The following is an 18,950-nucleotide window of genomic DNA, read 5'->3' on the forward strand; positions in this document are numbered from 1 at the left end:
GGTGAATGAGGGCCGTTGTCAGATCGGAGGAGGAACGGCCTTCAGGTTCTTCGCAGCAGCGACGACATACTCGGGCGCGACAACGCCCATGGAGACGATGTACTTGAGGGCTTCATCGACCGACATGTCGAGCTCGATGGCATCGGCGCGCGGCATCATCAGGAAGAAGCCCGAGGTCGGGTTCGGCGTGGTCGGCACATAAACGCTGATGTAATCGCCCGCGAGATGGTTCTTGACGTCGCCGCCGGGCACGCCGGTCAGGAAGGCGATGGTCCAGGAACCTTCGCGCGGATACTGCACCAGCACCGCCTTGCGGAATGCATTGCCCGAGGACGAGAACAGCGTATCCGACACCTGTTTCACGCTGGAGTAGATCGAGCTGACAATGGGGATGCGCGTCAGCGCCTTTTCCCACAACAGCACGATCTGGTTGCCGATGAAGTTGCGCGTCAGCAGACCGACCAGGAATACGAACAGCACGGTGATGAGCGCCCCCATGCCGGGAATGTCCAGGCCGATCAGTACCGCCGGCCGCCAGCGTGCAGGCAACAGCAGGACCGACTGATCCAGTGTGCCGATGATCAGGTTCAGCACCCAGAGGGTAATCGCCAGGGGAACCAGGACCAACAGGCCGGTGATGAAATATTTGCGCATGGTGTTTTTCAGGCTGGGAGCGAGCTCGGTCGTCGTTACGCTGCGGAGGGCGTGCCCGCATTGGCGGCACAGCCGCCGGCGCCGCAACCCTCAGCCGCAGGACAGCTTTCCGCCGCGGCCGTCTTGGTCGCCGGCGCGGAGGTACCACCGTTGCGGAAATCGGTTGCGTACCAGCCCGTTCCCTTCAACTGGAAACCGGCCGCGGTCAGTTGCTTCTTGAAGCTGCTCTTCCCGCAGGACGGGCAGTCCGTCAGCGGCGCGTCGGACATTTTTTGCAGTACATCCTTGGCGAAACCGCATGTCTCGCAGCGATAAGCATAAATCGGCATGGGAAACCTCTCGCAAAAATCATCCAAAACCCTGAATTATAAAGGTTTTCAGGCCAATTTTGCGTGAGTGCAGGAAAGCCGGCGGCGGGAAAGCAAAACGGCCGGTCCCGATACCGGGAGCCGGCCATTCATTGTTGCAATCAGTTCAACAATCCGGCAATCAGCCGTGCGCCCCTTGCGCGGAATGATGCGGCTCGTGGCGGTTCTTGAAGATTTGCGGCATCAGCGAACCGGCAATCATGCCGGCAAACCCTGCGATCAGCCCGGCGAGCTGACCCGGGAATTGTTCGCCCAGCATGGTGATCTGGGGGAAGAACAGGATCCAGGTGGCGATACCGGCACCGACCGAGAAGATCGCCCCCTGGGTGGTTGCGCGCTTCCAGTACAGCCCCATCACCAGCGGCACGAAGGCGCCGACCAGCGTCACCTGGTAAGCCGTCGACACCAGCTCATAGATGGACGTGCCCTGCATTGCGATGGCGTAGGACAACACCAGCGCGGCGAACACGACCAGCGTGCAGCGCATCGCGAACAGTTGCTGGCGGTCGCTCATGTGCGGGCGCAGGTTCTTCAGGATGTTTTCCACGAAGCTGGTCGAGGGCGCCAGCAGCGTGGCCGACGACGTGCTCTTGATCGCGGACACGAGCGCGCCGAAGAAGAGGATCTGCATGACCAGCGGCATCTTCGTCATGATGAAGGTCGGCAGCAGGCGCTGGTAGTCATCCTTGGCGATCGTGAGCGCGCTCTCGCCCATCACCACTACGGCACTGGTGACGATGAACATCGGCACGAAGGCAAACAGGATATAGCTCGCTCCGCCGATCATGGCCCCGGCGCGCGCGGTGGGCGCATCCTTGGCCGACATCACGCGCTGGAACACGTCCTGTTGCGGAATGCTGCCGAGCATCATGGTCAGGCCGGCGCCGATGAAGAATGCGATCTCGGTGAAAGTCGGCTCGGGGAAGAATTTCCACAGGTCGGCCTGCGCCGCCACGGCGAACACCTTGTCGGAACCGCCCGCGAGATCCGCCGAGAACAGCGCAATGATGCTCAACCCGACCACCAGCACGATCATCTGGATGAAATCCGTCCACGCGACCGCGAGGAAACCGCCGATGACGACATAGATCAGCACGGCCAGCGTGCCGACGATCATGCCTGCGGTCTCGGACATCGCGCCGTTGGTCAGCACCGAAAACACGAGGCCGAGCGCGGTGATCTGCGCCGCCACCCAGCCGAGGTAGCTCAGGATGATGGCGACCGAGCAGAACACTTCGATGCCCTTGCCGTAGCGATTGCGGTAAAAGTCGCCGATGGTCAGCAGGTTCTGCTTGTACAGCTTGGTCGCGAAGAACATGCCCACCAGGATCAGGCAGGTGCCGGCACCGAAGGGATCCTCGACAATGGCGTTCAGGCCGCCCTGCACGAACTTTGCAGGAATCCCCATCACCGTCTCGGCGCCGAACTAGGTGGCGAAGGTCGTCGTGATCACCATGATCAAGGGCAGGCTGCGTCCGGCCACGGCGAAGTCGCTGGTGCTCTTGATGCGCGTGCCCGCCCATACCCCCAGCGCGAGCGTGCCCAGCAAGTACAGCACGACGAAGGTAATCAGTGTGTAGTCCATGTATGTCTGCTCCGGACGATAAACGGCCTGTTGAATGAGGATGAACCGGGGCGCAGCAGGCACTGAATTAGTGCACGTTTGCACACCTTCCCGGCAAATTTTTCGCGATTATATCCGCAGAAATCCGCCGGATTGCCACTAGAAAGGAAAAAAGCAATGTCTGTGCGAACTACGCACAATTGCACCGGCGCCACACCTGCCAGCGCTCTTTTCCCGCAAAAACAGGCAGGGAATCGGCGACGGTCTCATCCGCGATGCGTTCGAAGAAGGGCGCGAGCAGCGCGTCCAGTTCGGCGGAGGGAATGCCGAACGGCGGTCCCTTGGGCGCGTCGTCGAAAAAGAAGAATCCGGCAAGCAGCCCGCCCGGCGGCAGCAGCGCCGCCCAGCGTTCGACGATGGCACCGCGCATGCGCGGCGGCAATGCGCAAAAGAATGCGCGCTCGTAAATCAGTTCGACCGGTTTCGCGGGTGCGAACGTGAAGAAGTCCGCCTCGACAACGCGGCTGCCCCAGGGGCCGAGCACTTTTTGCGCGGTCTCGACGGCGGAGGCGGAGAAATCGATGGCGGTGACGTCCCAGCCGGCCTCCGACAGGCAAGCCACTTCGTAACCGGTTCCGCAGCCGGGAATCAGGGTGACATAAGGACGGCCTGATTCCGCGACGAACTGCAGGAACCGCGCCGGCACGCCACCGCGATCCCAAGGCATGAAGCCCTGCTTGAAGCGCTCTGACCAGAAGCCGGGAGCGGTCGGATCGCGGGTGTCGAAGCTGGGCGCGGAGGACATGGTTTTACCACCAGTTGATGAGCTTGTACCAGCGCAGCATGACCTGCGCCAGGATGATGCCCCCGGCGAGACCGCCGCCGAAGAACACGACGAAGCCGAGCAGCCTGTTCGTGCGCCGCTGTTCGTCGACGAGCTGCCTGAGCAGCTCCGCATTGTGCTGCGGTTCCTCCGCCTTTGTCGCCAGCGCGTGGTGCAGCAGGCGCGGGATTTCGGGGATGATCTTGTTGTAATGCGTTGCCTCTTCCTTGAAGCGCGCGATCATGCCGCGCCAGCCGACCTGCTCGTCCATCCAGCGTTCGAGGTAGGGCTTGGCGGTCTTCCACAGGTCGAGCTCGGGATCGAGCTGGCGGCCGAGGCCTTCGATATTGAGCAGGGTTTTCTGCAGCAGCACCAGTTGCGGCTGGACCTCGACGTTGAAGCGGCGCGAAGTCTGGAACAGGCGCAGCAGCACCTGGCCGAACGAGATGTCGCGCAGCGGCCGGTCGAAGATCGGTTCGCAGCAGGCGCGCACCGCCGCTTCCAGCTCATCGACACGGGTTTCCTTCGGCGCCCACCCGGATTCGATATGCGCTTCGGCGACGCGCTTGTAATCGCGCCGGAAGAAGGCCAGGAAGTTCTGCGAAAGGTAATCCTTGTCGTAATCGGTGAGCGTGCCGACGATGCCGAAATCGAGGGCAATGTAGCGCCCGAAGGTCGCGGAATCGACAGACACGAGGATATTCCCCGGGTGCATGTCCGCGTGGAAGAAACCGTCGCGGAACACCTGGGTAAAGAAGATTTCGACACCGTCGCTCGACAGCTTCTTGAGGTCCACGCCGGCTTCGATCAGCTTGTCGATACGGGAGATCGGGATGCCATGCATGCGCTCCATGACGATCACGGAGGTCGAGCAGTAGTCCCAGAACATTTCCGGCACGATCAGCAGCTGCGACTGCAGGAAGTTGCGGCGCAGCTGGCTGGCATTGGCGGCTTCGCGCATGAGGTCGAGTTCGTCGTGCAGGTACTTGTCGAACTCGCCGACGACTTCCTTCGGCTTCAGGCGCCGGCCATCCGCCCACAGGCGTTCAACCCAGCCGGCGGCGATCTTCATCAGGGCGATGTCTTCTTCAATCGAACGCTTCATGCCCGGGCGCAGGACTTTGACAGCAACCTCGGTTCCATCCTTCAGCTTGGCGAAGTGCACCTGCGCAATCGACGCCGAGGCGACTGGCACACGGTCGAATTCCGCGAACAGGCGGTCAGGGTGTTCGCCCAGCGACTTGACGATCTGCTCGATCGCCAGCTCGGTGGGGAATGGAGGCACGCGATCCTGTAGTTTCGCGAGCTCGTCCGCGATATCCGGGGGCATGAGGTCGCGCCGCGTGGACAGCACCTGGCCGAATTTCACGAAGATCGGCCCCAGGTCTTCCAGCGCCTGCCGCAATCTCACACCGCGTGGCGCGGAGATGTCGCGCCAGAAGAAGAGCGCGTTCGTCAGCCGGGTGATACCCGGTCGATCCAGCGTGGAAATGGCAATGTTGTCGAGGCCATAACGAATTCCAACGCGCGTGATTTTGAAGAGCCGCAGGACTTTAAATAGCATTTAGCGGCTTTCCTTCAGTTTTTCGATGCGTTTGGCAAGACGTTCGACGTCGTCGCGCAGACGGGTGACATCGCTGGAAAAATCGGCCACCGCTTGCGGCCGCACCAGCATAGGATTCTCTTCGAGGAAGTACTCGGCGACGTTCTCCACCATCTTCTGCTGCGTTGCCTTCGCCGCGTCGAATGCGCTGCGCGCCGTGCCGACAAGGCGCACTGCCGCCGTATCGCCGACCAGCTTCGCAAGATCCTCCTCCGCCTCCCAGCGCAGCGTTTCGCTCAACTGGGAAATCGTGTTGGCGAAATCCGCATCGCCTTCGATCTGCACGTAGGAAAAAGCGTGCTCGCGGTTCTTCAGGATGAGGGGCAGGTCGGACAGCTTGACGCGGATGGTGACGTTCTGCGGCTCGTCGGCAGCAGCGGCCTCGACCATGCCGTCGGCGGCTGCCTTGAGGCGCAGCGACATGACGCCGGCGTCGAAAAGCGCCACCTTCCCGGCATGCCGGGCGAGCTTTTCCCGCGCCCAGGGTTCACGGGCGAGCAAGTGGTTGATCGCGGCGGAGACAGGTGAAATCATGTTCACAAAATAAAACCGCCCGTGACGGTCCACGGGCGGCCTCAAGTTTACCAGTTTGATGGGCGTTGTTTCAGGATAATTGTTGAATGCCGGCAAGCACCCAGCCACCTTGACCTGAAACAGGTTTATTGAGGTTCCACACCTCGTCGAACGGCTCTGCCGGTGCGTTTTCCGCTTCCTTGATCATGCCGAAGAACTTGACGCTGGCGTGGTATTGATCGCCCACCTTGTCCAGTGCGAGCAGGCCAGCTTCCAGCGAGACCACGTCCGTATGGTTGGATAAGGCACCGCGTTCCTGCAATTGCAGGCGCAGCTCGGCGAACAGCTCCGGCGTCGTGAATTCGCGGATGTCATTGATATCCGCCTTGTCCCAAGCCGCCTGCAGGCGGATGTAATAGGTCTTCGCGTGGCGCAGGAAGGCCGGCACGTCGAAATCCGCCGGAACGTTCAGCGTGCCCGCACCGCCGGCTGCCTGCTCTGCCTGGAATGCCGCCGGCTGGGCCGGGGTATCGAGGCGAGAACCGATTTCGGGCGTTCGCATGGCGGGATTGCCGCCGGCATACGCGGGCTGCGCGCCATGATTGCCGGCATTCTTGCTACGGACCAGGCGGATGATGAACATCACCGCCAAGGCCAGCAAGGCGATCATCAGGATGGTGCTGATCACGCTTGCCAAGGCGCCACCGATGCCGAGGTGCGACAGCAACGCGCCGAGACCAAGGCCCAGGAGCGCGCCGCCGAGGATATTGCGCCACGGGCTGGCCGGCCGCGGAGGCGTCGCCTGCGGCGCGGCAGCAGGTGCGGCGGGCTGTGCCTGGCTCGGATTGGCCGCCTGGTTGGGCGACTGCATCGGCGTCTGGCGGCTGATGCCCTGCGACTGGCGGCCGATCGATCCGCCGCCGCCGAGGCGCTTGGCTTCCGCTTCGGACACCACCATGGAGGCGGCGCTGACAGCGACCATCAAGGCAACGAGGAATTTCTTCATGGCACTCTCCTACAGTTTGATCCCGGTGTGCAGCGCGGCCACACCGGCCGTCAGGTTGTAATACTCCACGCGCTCCAGTCCGGCATCCTGCATCATCCGCTTCAGGGTTTCCTGGTCCGGGTGCATGCGGATCGATTCGGCGAGGTAACGGTAGCTTTCGGAATCGTTGGCGACCGCCTTGCCCAGCCACGGCAGGACCGAGAACGAATAGACGTCGTACGGCTTTTGCAGCGGCTCCCATACCTTGGAGAACTCCAGCACGAGAAGTTTCCCGCCCGGCTTCAACACACGCTGCATTTCCGCCAGCGCCTGGTCCTTGTGGGTCATGTTGCGCAGGCCGAAGGCCACGGACACGCGATCGAAGTAATTGCTCGGGAACGGCAGCTTTTCGGCGTCGCACAGCAGGGTCGGCGTGACCATGCCCTTGTTCAGCAGGCGGTCGCGGCCAACGCGCAGCATCGATTCGTTGATATCGGTGAGCCACACTTCCCCGGTCGGACCGGCCTGTTTCGCGAAAGCCTTCGCAAGGTCGCCCGTGCCGCCGGCAATGTCCAGCACCTTGAAACCGGGGCGCACGCCCGCCTGCGCGATGGTGAACGTTTTCCACAGGCGATGCAGGCCGCCGGACATGAGGTCGTTCATCACGTCGTACTTGGAGGCGACCGAATGGAAGACCTGGGCGACCTTTTCGACCTTCTGTTCTTCGGGAATGGTTTCGAAACCGAAATGCGTTGTATTCGTCATGGCAACGGCCTTGTTTGTCCAAGCCGCATTATACAAGTGCGGACAAGACGATCCGGAAAGTGTTCCCCAAGGGGGCAATTTTCCTGCCCATGGTCAATCGATCAGTGCCCGCAGCGCGGTTCGTTCTCGGCGAGCATGGGCGCGTCGCGGCCGGTCTCGCGCGTAAAGCCGACGGCCTCGAGGCGCTTCAGGTAGTCTTCCCAAAGCTGCGGCTGCTTGGTGCCAAGCCAGTACAGGTAATCCCAAGTGTAGATACCAGTGTTATGCGTATCGGAAAAGTGGAGCTGGACAGCGTAGTTGCCGACAGGTTCGATGGCGGTGATCAGCACATCGCGCTTGCCCGTCTGCAAGACCTCCTGCCCCGCGCCGTGTCCCCGCACTTCCGCGGAGGGCGAATAGACGCGCAGATATTCGAAAGGCAAGGAGAAGCTCTCACCGGAATCGAAAGCGATCTCCAGCACACGCGACTGCTTGTGCACGGTCAGCGCGGTCGGCGCCGCGCCCGGCTTGTTCTTGTCAGCCATGTCAGGACTCCGGTAAACGATTACAGCAGCGATTGCTCGAATCGCTCGAGCAATTTTTCACGCAAGCGGGGAATAAGGGCGCTGCGCTTGCCGAGATCGGTGGAAGCAGGCGTGCGCTTGATTTCACCCCAGATCGGATTGGGGAAATGCGCGTCGTTCTCGTAACGCGGGATGATGTGCCAGTGCATATGCGGCACGACATTGCCGAGGCTGGCGACATTGACCTTGTCCGGTTGCATCACCTCGCGCACCGCTTCTTCCACCTGCCAGACGGCGGCGATCAGGATGGCGCGCTCGGCGGTCGTCAGGTCGGTCATTTCCCGCTTGTGCGCATTCCAGATCACCCGGCAAAAGCCGGGATAACGCTCGTCCTCGACAAGCACGATGCGATAGTTGTCATCCCGGTAGATGACTTCACCGCCGGGATGCATGCACAGTTCGCAGGCTTCCTTTGCCATCGCTTATACCAGTACGCGTTCGATGCCGCCGCTGTTGGCCCTTGCCACATAGTCCGGCAGCCAGTTCTCGCCGAGCAAATGCTTCGCCATTTCCACCACGATGTAGTCGGCGGTCGTGCCCGAGTCCTCGTTGTAGCGCGACAGGCCCTGGTAGCACGACGGGCAGGAGGTGAGGATCTTCACGTCGCCGCTGAAGCCGTCGGCACGCAGCTTGTCCGCGCCCTTGCGCATTTCCTCTTCCTTGCGGAAGCGGACCTGCGTGGAAATGTCCGGGCGGCTCACGCCCAGGGTGCCGGATTCGCCGCAGCAGCGTTCGTTCTTCTCGACCTTCAGTCCGTCCGCCATCGTGATCAGCGCGTTCACCGTCTTCATCGGGTCCTGCTGCTTCATCGGCGTATGGCAGGGGTCGTGGTACATGTAACGCACGCCGCCGACGCCTTCCAGCTTCACGCCCTTTTCGAGGAGATATTCGTGGATGTCGATGATGCGGCATCCCGGGAAAATCTTCTCGAATTCATAGGTCTCCAGTTGGTCGTAGCAGGTCCCGCACGACACTACGACCGTCTTGATGTCGAGGTAGTTCAGGGTGTTGGCGACACGGTGGAACAACACGCGGTTGTCCGTCATCATCTTTTCGGCCTTGTCGTACTGGCCGGAACCGCGCTGCGGATAACCGCAGCAGAGGTAGCCCGGCGGCAGCACGGTCTGCACGCCGACGTGCCACAGCATCGCCTGCGTTGCCAGGCCCACCTGCGAGAACAGGCGCTCCGAACCGCAGCCAGGGAAGTAGAACACGGCTTCCGTATCGGCCGTGGTCTTCTTCGGATCGCGGATGATCGGCACGACCTTGTCGTCCTCGATGTCGAGCAATGCGCGCGCGGTCTTCTTCGGCAGGTTGCCCGGCATCTTCTTGTTGATGAAGTGGATCACCTGTTCCTTGACCGGCGGCTTGCCATGCGTGGCCGGCGGCGCCTTGGTCTGTTTCTTCGCGAACTTCTTCAGCAGGTCGTTCGCGAAACGCTGCGCCTTGTAACCGAGGCCGGTCATCGCGGCGCGTGTGGCGTTGATGGTGGCCGGATCGGTTGCGTTCAGGAAGAACATAGCGGCGGTCGTGCCGGGATTGAAGGACTTCTTGTCCATCTTGCGCAGCAGGTTGCGCATGTTCATCGACACGTCGCCGAAATCGATGTCGACCGGGCACGGGGTCACGCACTTGTGGCAGACGGTGCAGTGGTCGGCGACGTCCTCGAATTCTTCCCAGTGCTTGATCGACACGCCGCGGCGGGTTTGCTCTTCGTACAGGAAGGCTTCGACCAGCAGCGAGGTGGCCAGGATCTTGTTGCGCGGCGAGTACAGCAGGTTGGCGCGCGGAACGTGGGTCGCGCATACCGGTTTGCATTTGCCGCAGCGCAGGCAGTCCTTGACGCTGTTGGCAATCGCGCCGATATCGCTCTGCTGCATGATCAGCGACTCGTGGCCCATCAGGCCGAAGGACGGCGTGTAGGCATTGCGCAGGTCGGACGGCATGGCCGGGTCATTGAGCAGCTTGCCCTTGTTGAAGCGGCCTTCCGGATCGACGCGCAGCTTGTAGTCGCGGAAATCGCGGATCTCGTCCTCGGTCAGGAATTCCAGCTTGGTGATGCCGATGCCGTGCTCGCCCGAGATCACGCCGTTGAGCGAACGCGCAAGCGCCATGATGCGGGCCACCGCGGCATGTGCGTCCTGCAGCATCTCGTAATGGTCGGAGTTGACCGGCAGGTTGGTGTGGACGTTGCCGTCGCCCGCATGCATGTGCAGTGCGACGAACACACGCCCGCGCAGCACCCGCTTGTGGATGGCGTTGCACTCGTCGAGGATCAGCTTGTACGCGGCGCCATTGAAGATCTGGCGCAGCGGCGCGCGCACTTCCGCCTTCCAGGACACGCGGATGGTGCGGTCCTGCACGACGTTGAATACATTCGCATCCGGCTGGCGCTGCAGACGCTCGTCCAGCCAGGTGGTCGATACCTGCAGTGCGGCCAGCTCATCGCGCGCTTCGCGCAACGGCTTGTCCAGGTTGACCAGCAGGTAGGACCAACGGTCGTACGTCGCTTCGATCAACTGCACCGCCTGCGTGACGCGATCCCCCAGAAGCTCCTCGGGCGGGATGTCGCTGTCCGCATCCTCGCTCTTGCCGAGCGGCAGATGGGGCGATGCGAAGAAACCGCGCAGCTCGGCAAGGAATTGCAGCTTGTTCTTGATCGACAGTTCGATGTTGATGCGTTCGATGCCGTCGGTATATTCGCCCATGCGGTCGAGCGGGATCACCACGTCTTCGTTGATCTTGAACGCATTGGTGTGCTTGGCGATTGCCGCGGTACGCGCACGGTCGAGCCAGAACTTCTTGCGCGTTTCCGGGCTGACGGCGACGAAGCCTTCGCCGACACGCGTATTCGCCATGCGGATCACTTCCGACGCGGCACGGGCGACGGCTTCCTCGTCGTCGCCGACGATGTCGCCGAACAGCGCCATCTTCGGCAGCACGCCGCGCTTGGATTTGGTCGCGTAGCCGACGGCGCGCAGGTAGCGTTCGTCGAGGTGCTCCAGGCCGGCGAGGATCGCCCCGCCCTTCTTCGCCTCGGCATCGAGGTAGTCCTTGATCTCGACGATGGACGGGATCGCATCGCGCGCCTGGCCGAAGAATTCGAGGCAGACGGTACGCGCGAACTTCGGCATCTTGTGCAGGATCCAGCGCGCCGACGTGATCAGGCCGTCGCAGCCTTCCTTCTGGATGCCCGGCAGGCCGGCGAGGAACTTGTCCGTCACGTCCTTGCCCAGGCCTTCCTTGCGGAAGCGGCGGCCTTCGATTTCCAGGTATTCGGTCTTGAACGGCTTGTTGCTCTTGCCCTTGTCGGCCGGGTGCGTCCATTCGAGTTTGAACTTCGCCACCGGGGCGTCGTGGATCTTGCCGAGATTGTGGTCGATGCGCGTGACTTCCAGCCAGTCGCCGTTCGGGTCGACCATGCGCCAGCTCGCCAGGTTGTCGAGGGCGGTGCCCCAGAGGACGGCCTTCTTGCCGCCGGCATTCATCGCGATGTTGCCGCCGATGCAGGATGCTTCCGCGGAGGTCGGGTCGACAGCGAACACGAAGCCGGCCTTTTCGGCGGCGTCGGACACGCGCTTGGTGACGACGCCCGCGCCCGAGTAGATCGTCGCATACGGACGGTCGACGCCCGGAAGCGTGGTCATTTCGACAGGGCCGAGCTGCTCCAGCTTTTCGGTATTGATGACCGCCGACAGCGGCGTCAGCGGCACGGCGCCGCCGGTGTAGCCGGTGCCGCCTCCGCGCGGAATGATGGTCAGGCCGAGTTCGATGCAAGCCTTGACCAGGCCGGCCATTTCGTCCTCGGTATCCGGTGTCAGCACGACGAACGGGTACTCGACGCGCCAGTCGGTGGCGTCGGTGACATGCGAGACGCGCGACAGGCCGTCGAACTTGATGTTGTCCTTGGCGGTGTAACGGCTCAGTTCACGAGTGGCGCGCTTGCGCAGGTCCCAGGTCTTGCGGAATTCCTCGCCGAAATCGGCGATTGCCTTGCGCGCGGCCTTGACCAGGACTTCGACGTTGGCACTGCGGCGGCGAGCCTGCGCATCGCCGACATCGGCCAGGCCAGTGGTCAGGCGGCGCTTTTCGACTTCCGTCAGGCGGTGGTTGAGCGCGTCGATCAGCGCCTGACGGCGCTTCGGGTTGTCCAGCATGTCATCCTGCAGGTACGGATTGCGCCGTACCACCCAGATGTCGCCCAGCACTTCGTACAGCATGCGCGCGGACCGTCCCGTCTGGCGCTCGCTGCGTAGTTCGTCGAGGATGCGCCAGGATTCTTCGCCCAGGAGGCGAATCACGATTTCGCGGTCGGAGAACGAGGTGTAGTTGTACGGAATTTCGCGCAGGCGGGTGGGAACGATGTCGCTGGGCGCGTCGGAAAGTAGTGCGTGGATTTGTGCGGGGGCGTTCATCAGAATGTCAAGACAGACCCTTAAAGGTGCATTTTAGCGTATTGCATTGCACCAGGCGGCAACAGCCTTACTTCCCGTACGGCCTAATACGGGAATTTGCCGCGATTTATCGCCAACATTGCAAAAAGTTTCAATTTTGCAACAACTAGAACAAATTGACGAGACCACGCCAGAAGCCGTCGGGCACGGAGAGCAACAGCGTGGTCATCGTCACATAGCGCAGGAATTTACCGATGGCCATATACAGCACGCACGGCCAGAACGGCAGTTTCAGCCAGCCACCGAGCGTGCAGAGCGGATCGCCGATCCCGGGCAGCCACGCAAGCAGCATCGCCTTCGCGCCGAAACGCTGGAGCCAGCCGAACCAGTGGGTTTCCCGCTCTTTCGCAAATGCCTGCTTGGCGCCGTATCCCATCCAGTAATCGATGATCCCGCCGATGGTATTTCCCACCGTGCCCACCGCGATGGCCGGCCAGAACAGCGCGCCGTTAGCCTTGATGACGGCGAAAACGGCCGGCTCCGACCCGAGCGGAAGCAAGGTGGCCGAAACGATGCTGATCACGAATACGGACGTCAGCCCGACGTCGGGAATGGCGAGAACGCCGAGCAGCCAGCGGATTGCGGATTCGATCATCGAGTGAATAATGAGCCCCCATCAAGCGGAGGCGGTGCATATCGGATATATAACCAGCCATGGAAGATTCGCCGGGGGCGTCCATTATAATGGCGGGCTGCGTGCGCATTGGGGAATGCATGCAGCCGACACCGAACCTATGACTACCGACTATCTACAGAAAATACTGACCGCCCGCGTCTACGACGTCGCGGTCGAATCGCCGCTCGAACTCGCGCCAACGCTGTCGCAGCGCATGGACAACCGCATTTACCTCAAGCGCGAAGACATCCAGAGCGTGTTCAGTTTCAAGATTCGCGGGGCCTACAACAAGATGGCCCATCTCACGCCGGCACAGCTGAAGCGTGGTGTCATCTGCGCATCCGCCGGCAATCACGCCCAGGGCGTGGCGCTGTCGGCGGCACGCCTTGGCTGCCGCGCCGTGATCGTCATGCCGACGACCACCCCCCCGGTGAAGATGGAGGCGGTCCGTGCGCGCGGCGGTGAAGTCGTCCTGTTCGGCGACTCCTACACCGACGCCTACAATCACGCGCTGACGCTGGAGAAGAAGCTCAAGCTGACCTTCGTCCATCCCTTCGACGATCCCTATGTGATCGCCGGCCAGGGAACGATCGGCATGGAAATCCTGCGCCAGCATTCCGAACCCATCCACGCGATCTTCTGCGCCATCGGCGGCGGCGGCCTGGTTGCCGGCGTGGCGGCCTATGTCAAGGCGGTTCGTCCGGACATCAAGGTGATCGGCGTGCAGACCACCGACTCCGATGCGATGGCACGCAGCCTCAAGGCAGGCCGTCGCGTCACCTTGGGCGACGTCGGCCTGTTCTCCGACGGCACCGCAGTCAAACTAGCCGGCGAGGAGACGTTCCGCCTGGCGAAACAGCATGTCGATGAAGTGATCCTGGTCGATACCGACGAGGTGTGCGCCGCCATCAAGGACGTCTTCCAGGATACACGCAGCATTCTCGAACCGGCAGGCGCGCTGGCGGTAGCCGGCGCCAAGGCTTACATCGAGCGGTCGAAGGCCGGCAAGAAGCCGGTCAGCGGGCACAGCCTGGTCACCGTGACCAGCGGCGCCAACATGAACTTCGACCGCCTGCGCTTCGTGGCCGAGATGGCCGAAGTGGGTGAAGCACGCGAAGCGCTCTTCGCCGTCACGATTCCCGAGGAACGCGGCAGCTTCAAGCGCTTCTGCGAACTGATCGGCCCGCGCAACGTCACCGAATTCAACTACCGAATCAGCGATGCAAAAGTCGCCCATGTCTTCGTCGGCATCCAGATTTCCAAGCGCGACGAGTCTGAAAAGATCTCGAAGAATTTCGAAAAGCACGGCTTCAAGACGCTGGACCTGACGCATGACGAACTGGCCAAGCTGCACGTCCGCCACCTCGTCGGCGGCAAGAGCCCGCTAGCGCATGACGAACTGCTCTACCGCTTCGAATTCCCGGAACGTCCGGGCGCGCTGATGCGCTTCCTCGACAGCATGGCGCCGAACTGGAACATCAGCCTGTTCCACTACCGCAACCAGGGCGGCGACGTCGGCCGCATCCTCGTCGGATTGCAGGTGCCGAAGAAGGAAATGAAATCCTTCCGCACCTTCCTCTCCAGCCTCGGCTACCGTCATTGGGACGAAACCGAGAACCCGGTGTATAAACTGTTCCTGTAGGAAGCATGCAGCGACCGAACCGAGGGGGCCGGCCGCTGTCTTAATGACATCGCAGCCCTCTCGGGAGTTTTTTCCGGCTTCGTGCCGCGCCGCGTATGACCATCTCCAACCAGCCGGAAGCCTCGCCGCTCGGCAAACCCACCGCCTACCAGGCCGAATACACGCCGTCCCTGCTCTTCCCGATCCCGCGCGAACAGAAGCGCCTGGAAATCGGTGTATCGGGAACCCTGCCCTTTTTCGGCATGGATATCTGGAATGCCTATGAACTCTCGTGGCTGAACCCGCGCGGCAAGCCGCAGGTTGCCATCGCCACCTTCACGGTGCCGGCCGATTCGCCGAACATCATCGAATCGAAGTCGTTCAAGCTCTACCTGAATTCGTTCAACCAGACACGCATCGAGTCGCCCGAGGCGCTCGCCGAGATGCTGCGGACCGACCTGTCAAACGGCTTCGGCTCGCCAGTGCAGGTAAAGCTTGCGATGCCCGACACCTTTGCCACCGTAGAGATGGGCGAACTCGAAGGCCTGCTGCTCGACCGGCTGGATATCGAAGTCAACGAATACAGCCCCAATCCCATGCTGCTGAAGGCGAACCACGAGGAAGCGATTGTCGAGGAAACCCTCGTCTCTCACTTGCTGAAATCGAACTGCCTCGTCACGGGACAACCGGACTGGGGCAGCGTGCAGATCCGCTACGTCGGGCCGCAGATCGACCAGGAACACCTGCTGCAGTACCTGATCGGCTTCCGCAACCACAATGAATTCCATGAGCAATGCGTGGAACGGATCTTCATGGACATCATGCGCCAGTGCAAACCACAGAAATTGTCGGTGTACGCTCGTTATACGAGGCGCGGCGGCCTTGATATCAACCCATGGAGGACAAACTTCACTACAGGACAGCGGCCGTCAAACATGCGTAACGCCCGACAATGACCGTTGTTTGTTCGTCACATGAAGGCAGATGGGTGGCAGAAAGCCGGTTCTGCCAGGAAACCATTTCATTCCGTGCCAGTCTTAACCAGAGGCGACAGTAACCACTGATGAATGTTGAAAATTGCACATCCGGTTTCTGCTTACTATCAATGTAGTTTCTTCGGGCAACCCTAAGCTAAGTCATTGCACATCCCAGCAAGAGGCCTATAATGCGACTCAAAATAACGCATTGTGCGGTGCAGCATGCCGTTTTGTAACATGACTAACCTTTCAAAAATCCTGTCGCCCAACAACGTGGTTCTGGATCTCGAGGTATCGAGCAAGAAGCGCGCATTCGAGCAGGCGGGATTGATCTTCGAGAACAACTGCAGCATCGCGCGCTCCGTTGTTTCGGACAACCTCTTTGCCCGCGAACGCCTCGGCTCGACCGGATTGGGTCATGGCGTGGCCGTGCCGCACGGCCGCATCAAGGGGCTGAAGGCGCCGCTGGCCGCCTTTGTCCGGCTGAAGGAACCGATTCCTTTCGAATCACCGGATGGGCATCCGGTCAAGCTGCTGGTATTCCTGCTGATCCCGGACCACGTCACGCAGCAGCATCTCGAAATCCTCTCCGAAATAGCCGAGATGTTCTCGGACGAGGCTTTCCGCAACCATCTGGCGACCGATCCGGACGCCGCCTCGGTCCATTCGCGCATTATTGCGTGGGAACCGAGCGTGCATGCATAATCGGAACTCATGTGGGGGGCGTTCCCCCCATCACAATGAGTTCCGCCCATGCCCACACAGACCAACCTTTCGATCCAGCAGCTGTACGACGACACCCGCGAAGCATTGCAACTGGGCTGGTTTGCAGGCTTTCCGGGCGGTGAACGCCGCATTTCCGGCGACGCCACCTCCGCCGCCGACCAGGTCGGCCACCTGAACCTGATCCACCCTGGCCGCCTGCAGGTCTTCGGCCACCAGGAAATCCAGTACTACAACAAGCTCTCGCCCACTTCCCGCAAGTACCAGACGGAAGAGCTGGTCAATGGCGAACCGCCCGCCTTCATCATCGCGCAGGGCCTGGAAACGCCTCCCTACATCCTGCAAGTGTGCGACGAGCGCAACATTCCCCTGTTTTCCACGCCGCTGCCCGCCGCACAGGTCATCGACTACCTGCGGGTCTACCTGTCCAAGGAACTGGCGCAGCGGGTGACGATGCACGGCGTGTTCATGGACGTGCTGGGTGTCGGCGTGCTGATCACCGGCGAATCCGGCCTGGGCAAGAGCGAACTGGGCCTGGAGCTGATTTCACGCAACCACGGCCTGGTCGCCGACGACGCAGTGGAATTCGCGCGCATCGCACCGAACATGATCGAAGGCCGCTGCCCGCCCCTGCTGCAGAACCTGCTGGAAGTGCGCGGACTGGGTCTGCTGGACATCAAGACGATCTTCGGCGAGACCGCCGTGCGCCGCAAAATGCGGCTGAAACTGATCGTCCACCTGGTCCGCCGCAAGACCCTGGAAGAAAACTACGAACGCCTGCCGCTGCACTCCCAGACCGAGGAAGTGCTCGGCCTGCCGATCCGCAAGGTCATCATCCCCGTGGAAGCCGGCCGCAACCTCGCGGTGCTTCTCGAAGCCGCGGTACGCAACACCATCCTCCAGCTGCGCGGCATCGACACGCTGAAGGAATTCATGGAGCGCCAGCAGAAAGCAATGGGGAATGACTAATACCTTTGCGGTATGATTACCGCTTATGCGCATCATTCTCATCACTGGCATTTCCGGCTCGGGAAAATCGGTCGGACTGAATGCACTCGAAGACGCCGGCTACTTCTGCGTCGATAACCTGCCGCCCAAGCTGCTGCGCCAACTCGTCGAGACACGGCTGGAAGAAGGCGCGCAAAACCTCGCCGTCGCCATGGATGCGCGCAGCGCCGACTCCCTGGCCGGACTTCCCGCAGACATCCAGAAGTTGAAGGATGAAGGCCACGACGTCAAGGTCCTGTTCCTCTCGGCGAAGACCGAATCCCTGATCGCGCGTTTTTCCGAAACACGCCGCAGCCACCCGCTCTCCCACCGTTTCCGTCCGGCGCCTGGCGGCGACCAGCCGACCCTGACCGAATGCATCCTGCGCGAGCGCGAAATGCTGTCCGCCGTCGAGGGTATCGGCCATGTCATCGACACCTCCGGCCTCTCCGCGAACAAGTTGCGCGCCTGGATCAAGGACCTGGTGGAGACCGAGCGTACGCCGCTGACCCTGCTGTTCGAATCCTTCGCCTTCAAGTTCGGCGTGCCGCTGGACGCGGACCTGGTATTCGATGTGCGCGTGCTGCCGAATCCTTACTATGACCTGCGCCTGCGCCCGTACACCGGACGCGACGAACCGGTGATCGCCTTCCTCGACGTGCAGGCCCACGTCGCGGAACTGCTCGCCGACATCCGCACCTTCGTCGAGAAATGGCTGCCGGCTTTCAAGAATGACAACCGCAGCTACCTCACCGTTGCCATCGGCTGCACCGGCGGCCAGCACCGCTCGGTCTACATGGTCGAGAAGCTGGCAAGGCATTTCCGCGCCTCCGAGCGCGTGCTCGTCCGGCACCGCGAGCTGAACTGATTTCATTGGCATTCCATGCGTGCGACTGATTCCTGGCTCCCGCTGTTTCCGCTGAAGACCGTCCTGTTTCCGGAAGGCGTCCTTCCGCTCAAGGTCTTCGAAGCGCGCTACATCGACATGGTGCGGGAGTGCATGAAGAACGATGCACCGTTCGGCGTCGTCCTCATCAAGAGCGGCCAGGAAATCGGCACGGCCGCCGAACCGGAGGAAGTCGGCTGCCTCGCGCATATCACTGGTTGGGATATGGAGGAACTCGGCGTGATGATGCTGCGCACCCAGGGCGGCGAACGCTTCCGCATCCGTGAAACGCGGGTGCTGCGCGACCAGCGCCTCGAAGCACGCGTCGACCTCATCGCCCCCGACACCACGATACCGGCGAGCGATGTCCATGTCACTTGCGCAAAGACGCTCAAGATGGTTATCGACGATGTGACCGAGAAGGGACGCGCCGAGCGGGGCGCCGACTTCATCAGCCCGTTCTCGCAACCGATACGCCTCGACAGCGCGAGCTGGGTCGCCAACCGCTGGTGCGAAATCCTCCCGATCCCGCTCAAGGCGCGACAGAAACTGCTGGAACTGCTCGACGCGGAAAGCCGTCTCTCGATCATCCATCAGTACCTGGTCCAGCACAAGATCATCTAACTTAAAACAAAGACAAGAATCCTCGGCATATCGCCGCCCGGCGATGTGACATTTGCGAGAATCTCTCGCACGACAAGCTTCCCCACTGCATTTTTCGTCCCCGGTTTGTTACCGCGCAAAATCGCAGCCGGCCATTCGTAGGATAAATGGCTGGTCACTGCCGCATCGGCAAAATTTCCCCGCAACCAGCAAGCATTTACCGGCACACATTGAGCGCTAATCCC

19 protein-coding genes are annotated in these 18,950 nt (G+C 61.6%); 6 read left to right on the forward strand and 13 right to left on the reverse strand.

Annotated elements, in window-relative coordinates:
• Positions 1–18 precede the first annotated feature (18 nt).
• The 13 genes from AC3WOY_RS09220 to AC3WOY_RS09280 form a co-directional block, all read right to left on the reverse strand.
• Positions 19–654, reverse strand: a complete 636-nt coding sequence (locus AC3WOY_RS09220; protein WP_492422959.1) for a DUF502 domain-containing protein — start codon at positions 652–654, stop codon at positions 19–21.
• A gap of 35 nt (positions 655–689) precedes the next feature.
• A complete protein-coding gene (locus tag AC3WOY_RS09225; protein WP_492422961.1) occupies positions 690–983 on the reverse strand; it encodes an FmdB family zinc ribbon protein in 294 nt (97 codons plus the stop codon).
• A 160-nt stretch (positions 984–1,143) separates the two neighbouring features.
• The gene (locus AC3WOY_RS09230; RefSeq protein WP_492422963.1) at positions 1,144–2,433 is read right to left on the reverse strand and encodes a high affinity choline transporter 1; all 1,290 of its coding nucleotides are present in this window, start codon (positions 2,431–2,433) and stop codon (positions 1,144–1,146) included.
• A gap of 15 nt (positions 2,434–2,448) precedes the next feature.
• Positions 2,449–2,607: a hypothetical protein gene (locus tag AC3WOY_RS09235; RefSeq protein ID WP_492422965.1), complete on the reverse strand. Its 159-nt coding sequence runs from the start codon at positions 2,605–2,607 to the stop codon at positions 2,449–2,451.
• 169 nt (positions 2,608–2,776) lie between these two features.
• Positions 2,777–3,391, reverse strand: coding sequence for a methyltransferase domain-containing protein (locus AC3WOY_RS09240; protein ID WP_492422967.1), 615 nt, complete (start codon positions 3,389–3,391; stop codon positions 2,777–2,779).
• A gap of 4 nt (positions 3,392–3,395) precedes the next feature.
• Positions 3,396–4,973 (reverse strand): ubiquinone biosynthesis regulatory protein kinase UbiB, encoded by a 1,578-nt coding sequence (ubiB, locus tag AC3WOY_RS09245; RefSeq protein ID WP_492422969.1) that lies wholly within the window; start codon positions 4,971–4,973, stop codon positions 3,396–3,398.
• On the reverse strand, positions 4,974–5,546 hold the full coding sequence (locus AC3WOY_RS09250; protein ID WP_492429245.1) for a ubiquinone biosynthesis accessory factor UbiJ: 573 nt from the start codon (positions 5,544–5,546) through the stop codon (positions 4,974–4,976).
• A 70-nt stretch (positions 5,547–5,616) separates the two neighbouring features.
• Entirely contained in the window at positions 5,617–6,531 is a 915-nt protein-coding gene (locus AC3WOY_RS09255; RefSeq protein WP_492422971.1) for a Tim44 domain-containing protein, read from the reverse strand.
• Positions 6,532–6,540: 9 nt separating this feature from the next.
• Positions 6,541–7,275: a bifunctional demethylmenaquinone methyltransferase/2-methoxy-6-polyprenyl-1,4-benzoquinol methylase UbiE gene (ubiE, locus tag AC3WOY_RS09260; RefSeq protein ID WP_420473017.1), complete on the reverse strand. Its 735-nt coding sequence runs from the start codon at positions 7,273–7,275 to the stop codon at positions 6,541–6,543.
• A gap of 101 nt (positions 7,276–7,376) precedes the next feature.
• Complete coding sequence (locus AC3WOY_RS09265) at positions 7,377–7,799, reverse strand: gamma-butyrobetaine hydroxylase family protein (protein ID WP_492422974.1); 423 nt, start codon at positions 7,797–7,799, stop codon at positions 7,377–7,379.
• 20 nt (positions 7,800–7,819) lie between these two features.
• The gene (locus AC3WOY_RS09270) at positions 7,820–8,257 is read right to left on the reverse strand and encodes an HIT family protein (RefSeq protein WP_492422976.1); all 438 of its coding nucleotides are present in this window, start codon (positions 8,255–8,257) and stop codon (positions 7,820–7,822) included.
• A gap of 3 nt (positions 8,258–8,260) precedes the next feature.
• Positions 8,261–12,253, reverse strand: coding sequence for a DUF3683 domain-containing protein (locus AC3WOY_RS09275; RefSeq protein WP_492422978.1), 3,993 nt, complete (start codon positions 12,251–12,253; stop codon positions 8,261–8,263).
• Positions 12,254–12,398: 145 nt separating this feature from the next.
• Positions 12,399–12,887, reverse strand: coding sequence for a YqaA family protein (locus tag AC3WOY_RS09280; protein WP_492422980.1), 489 nt, complete (start codon positions 12,885–12,887; stop codon positions 12,399–12,401).
• 115 nt (positions 12,888–13,002) lie between these two features.
• Here AC3WOY_RS09280 and ilvA point away from each other — a divergent pair, with 115 nt between their 5' ends.
• The 6 genes from ilvA (at position 13,003) to AC3WOY_RS09310 (ending at position 18,726) form a co-directional block, all read left to right on the forward strand.
• Complete coding sequence (ilvA, locus tag AC3WOY_RS09285; RefSeq protein ID WP_492422982.1) at positions 13,003–14,550, forward strand: threonine ammonia-lyase, biosynthetic; 1,548 nt, start codon at positions 13,003–13,005, stop codon at positions 14,548–14,550.
• Positions 14,551–14,645: 95 nt separating this feature from the next.
• Positions 14,646–15,485, forward strand: a complete 840-nt coding sequence (queF, locus tag AC3WOY_RS09290; RefSeq protein WP_492422984.1) for an NADPH-dependent 7-cyano-7-deazaguanine reductase QueF — start codon at positions 14,646–14,648, stop codon at positions 15,483–15,485.
• Between the two features lie 258 nt (positions 15,486–15,743).
• Positions 15,744–16,211 carry a PTS sugar transporter subunit IIA gene (locus AC3WOY_RS09295; protein ID WP_492422986.1) on the forward strand — a complete coding sequence of 156 codons (468 nt, stop codon included), beginning with the start codon at positions 15,744–15,746 and terminating at the stop codon, positions 16,209–16,211.
• Positions 16,212–16,259: 48 nt separating this feature from the next.
• Positions 16,260–17,198 carry an HPr(Ser) kinase/phosphatase gene (gene hprK, locus AC3WOY_RS09300; RefSeq protein WP_088709377.1) on the forward strand — a complete coding sequence of 313 codons (939 nt, stop codon included), beginning with the start codon at positions 16,260–16,262 and terminating at the stop codon, positions 17,196–17,198.
• Between the two features lie 25 nt (positions 17,199–17,223).
• Positions 17,224–18,084, forward strand: a complete 861-nt coding sequence (gene rapZ / locus AC3WOY_RS09305) for an RNase adapter RapZ (protein WP_492422989.1) — start codon at positions 17,224–17,226, stop codon at positions 18,082–18,084.
• A 15-nt stretch (positions 18,085–18,099) separates the two neighbouring features.
• Positions 18,100–18,726, forward strand: a complete 627-nt coding sequence (locus AC3WOY_RS09310) for an LON peptidase substrate-binding domain-containing protein (protein WP_492422991.1) — start codon at positions 18,100–18,102, stop codon at positions 18,724–18,726.
• The last annotated feature ends 224 nt before the right edge of the window (positions 18,727–18,950 follow it).

It is taken from the genome of Noviherbaspirillum sp. FW303-A3, assembly GCF_058788695.1.

Excerpts from the sequence above, each read along its gene's own strand:
- queF (WP_492422984.1), top strand. The coding sequence starts at position 14,646 with ATGACCATCTCCAACCAGCCGGAAGCCTCGCCGCTCGGCAAACCCACC.
- hprK (WP_088709377.1), top strand. The coding sequence starts at position 16,260 with ATGCCCACACAGACCAACCTTTCGATCCAGCAGCTGTACGACGACACC.
- AC3WOY_RS09255 (WP_492422971.1), bottom strand. The coding sequence starts at position 6,531 with ATGAAGAAATTCCTCGTTGCCTTGATGGTCGCTGTCAGCGCCGCCTCC.
- AC3WOY_RS09310 (WP_492422991.1), top strand. The coding sequence starts at position 18,100 with ATGCGTGCGACTGATTCCTGGCTCCCGCTGTTTCCGCTGAAGACCGTC.
- AC3WOY_RS09225 (WP_492422961.1), bottom strand. The coding sequence starts at position 983 with ATGCCGATTTATGCTTATCGCTGCGAGACATGCGGTTTCGCCAAGGAT.
- AC3WOY_RS09295 (WP_492422986.1), top strand. The coding sequence starts at position 15,744 with ATGACTAACCTTTCAAAAATCCTGTCGCCCAACAACGTGGTTCTGGAT.
- ubiB (WP_492422969.1), bottom strand. The coding sequence starts at position 4,973 with ATGCTATTTAAAGTCCTGCGGCTCTTCAAAATCACGCGCGTTGGAATT.
- AC3WOY_RS09265 (WP_492422974.1), bottom strand. The coding sequence starts at position 7,799 with ATGGCTGACAAGAACAAGCCGGGCGCGGCGCCGACCGCGCTGACCGTG.
- AC3WOY_RS09240 (WP_492422967.1), bottom strand. The coding sequence starts at position 3,391 with ATGTCCTCCGCGCCCAGCTTCGACACCCGCGATCCGACCGCTCCCGGC.
- AC3WOY_RS09250 (WP_492429245.1), bottom strand. The coding sequence starts at position 5,546 with ATGATTTCACCTGTCTCCGCCGCGATCAACCACTTGCTCGCCCGTGAA.
- rapZ (WP_492422989.1), top strand. The coding sequence starts at position 17,224 with ATGCGCATCATTCTCATCACTGGCATTTCCGGCTCGGGAAAATCGGTC.
- AC3WOY_RS09220 (WP_492422959.1), bottom strand. The coding sequence starts at position 654 with ATGCGCAAATATTTCATCACCGGCCTGTTGGTCCTGGTTCCCCTGGCG.
- AC3WOY_RS09235 (WP_492422965.1), bottom strand. The coding sequence starts at position 2,607 with ATGGACTACACACTGATTACCTTCGTCGTGCTGTACTTGCTGGGCACG.
- AC3WOY_RS09280 (WP_492422980.1), bottom strand. The coding sequence starts at position 12,887 with ATGATCGAATCCGCAATCCGCTGGCTGCTCGGCGTTCTCGCCATTCCC.
- AC3WOY_RS09275 (WP_492422978.1), bottom strand. The coding sequence starts at position 12,253 with ATGAACGCCCCCGCACAAATCCACGCACTACTTTCCGACGCGCCCAGC.
- ubiE (WP_420473017.1), bottom strand. The coding sequence starts at position 7,275 with ATGACGAATACAACGCATTTCGGTTTCGAAACCATTCCCGAAGAACAG.
- AC3WOY_RS09270 (WP_492422976.1), bottom strand. The coding sequence starts at position 8,257 with ATGGCAAAGGAAGCCTGCGAACTGTGCATGCATCCCGGCGGTGAAGTC.
- ilvA (WP_492422982.1), top strand. The coding sequence starts at position 13,003 with ATGCATGCAGCCGACACCGAACCTATGACTACCGACTATCTACAGAAA.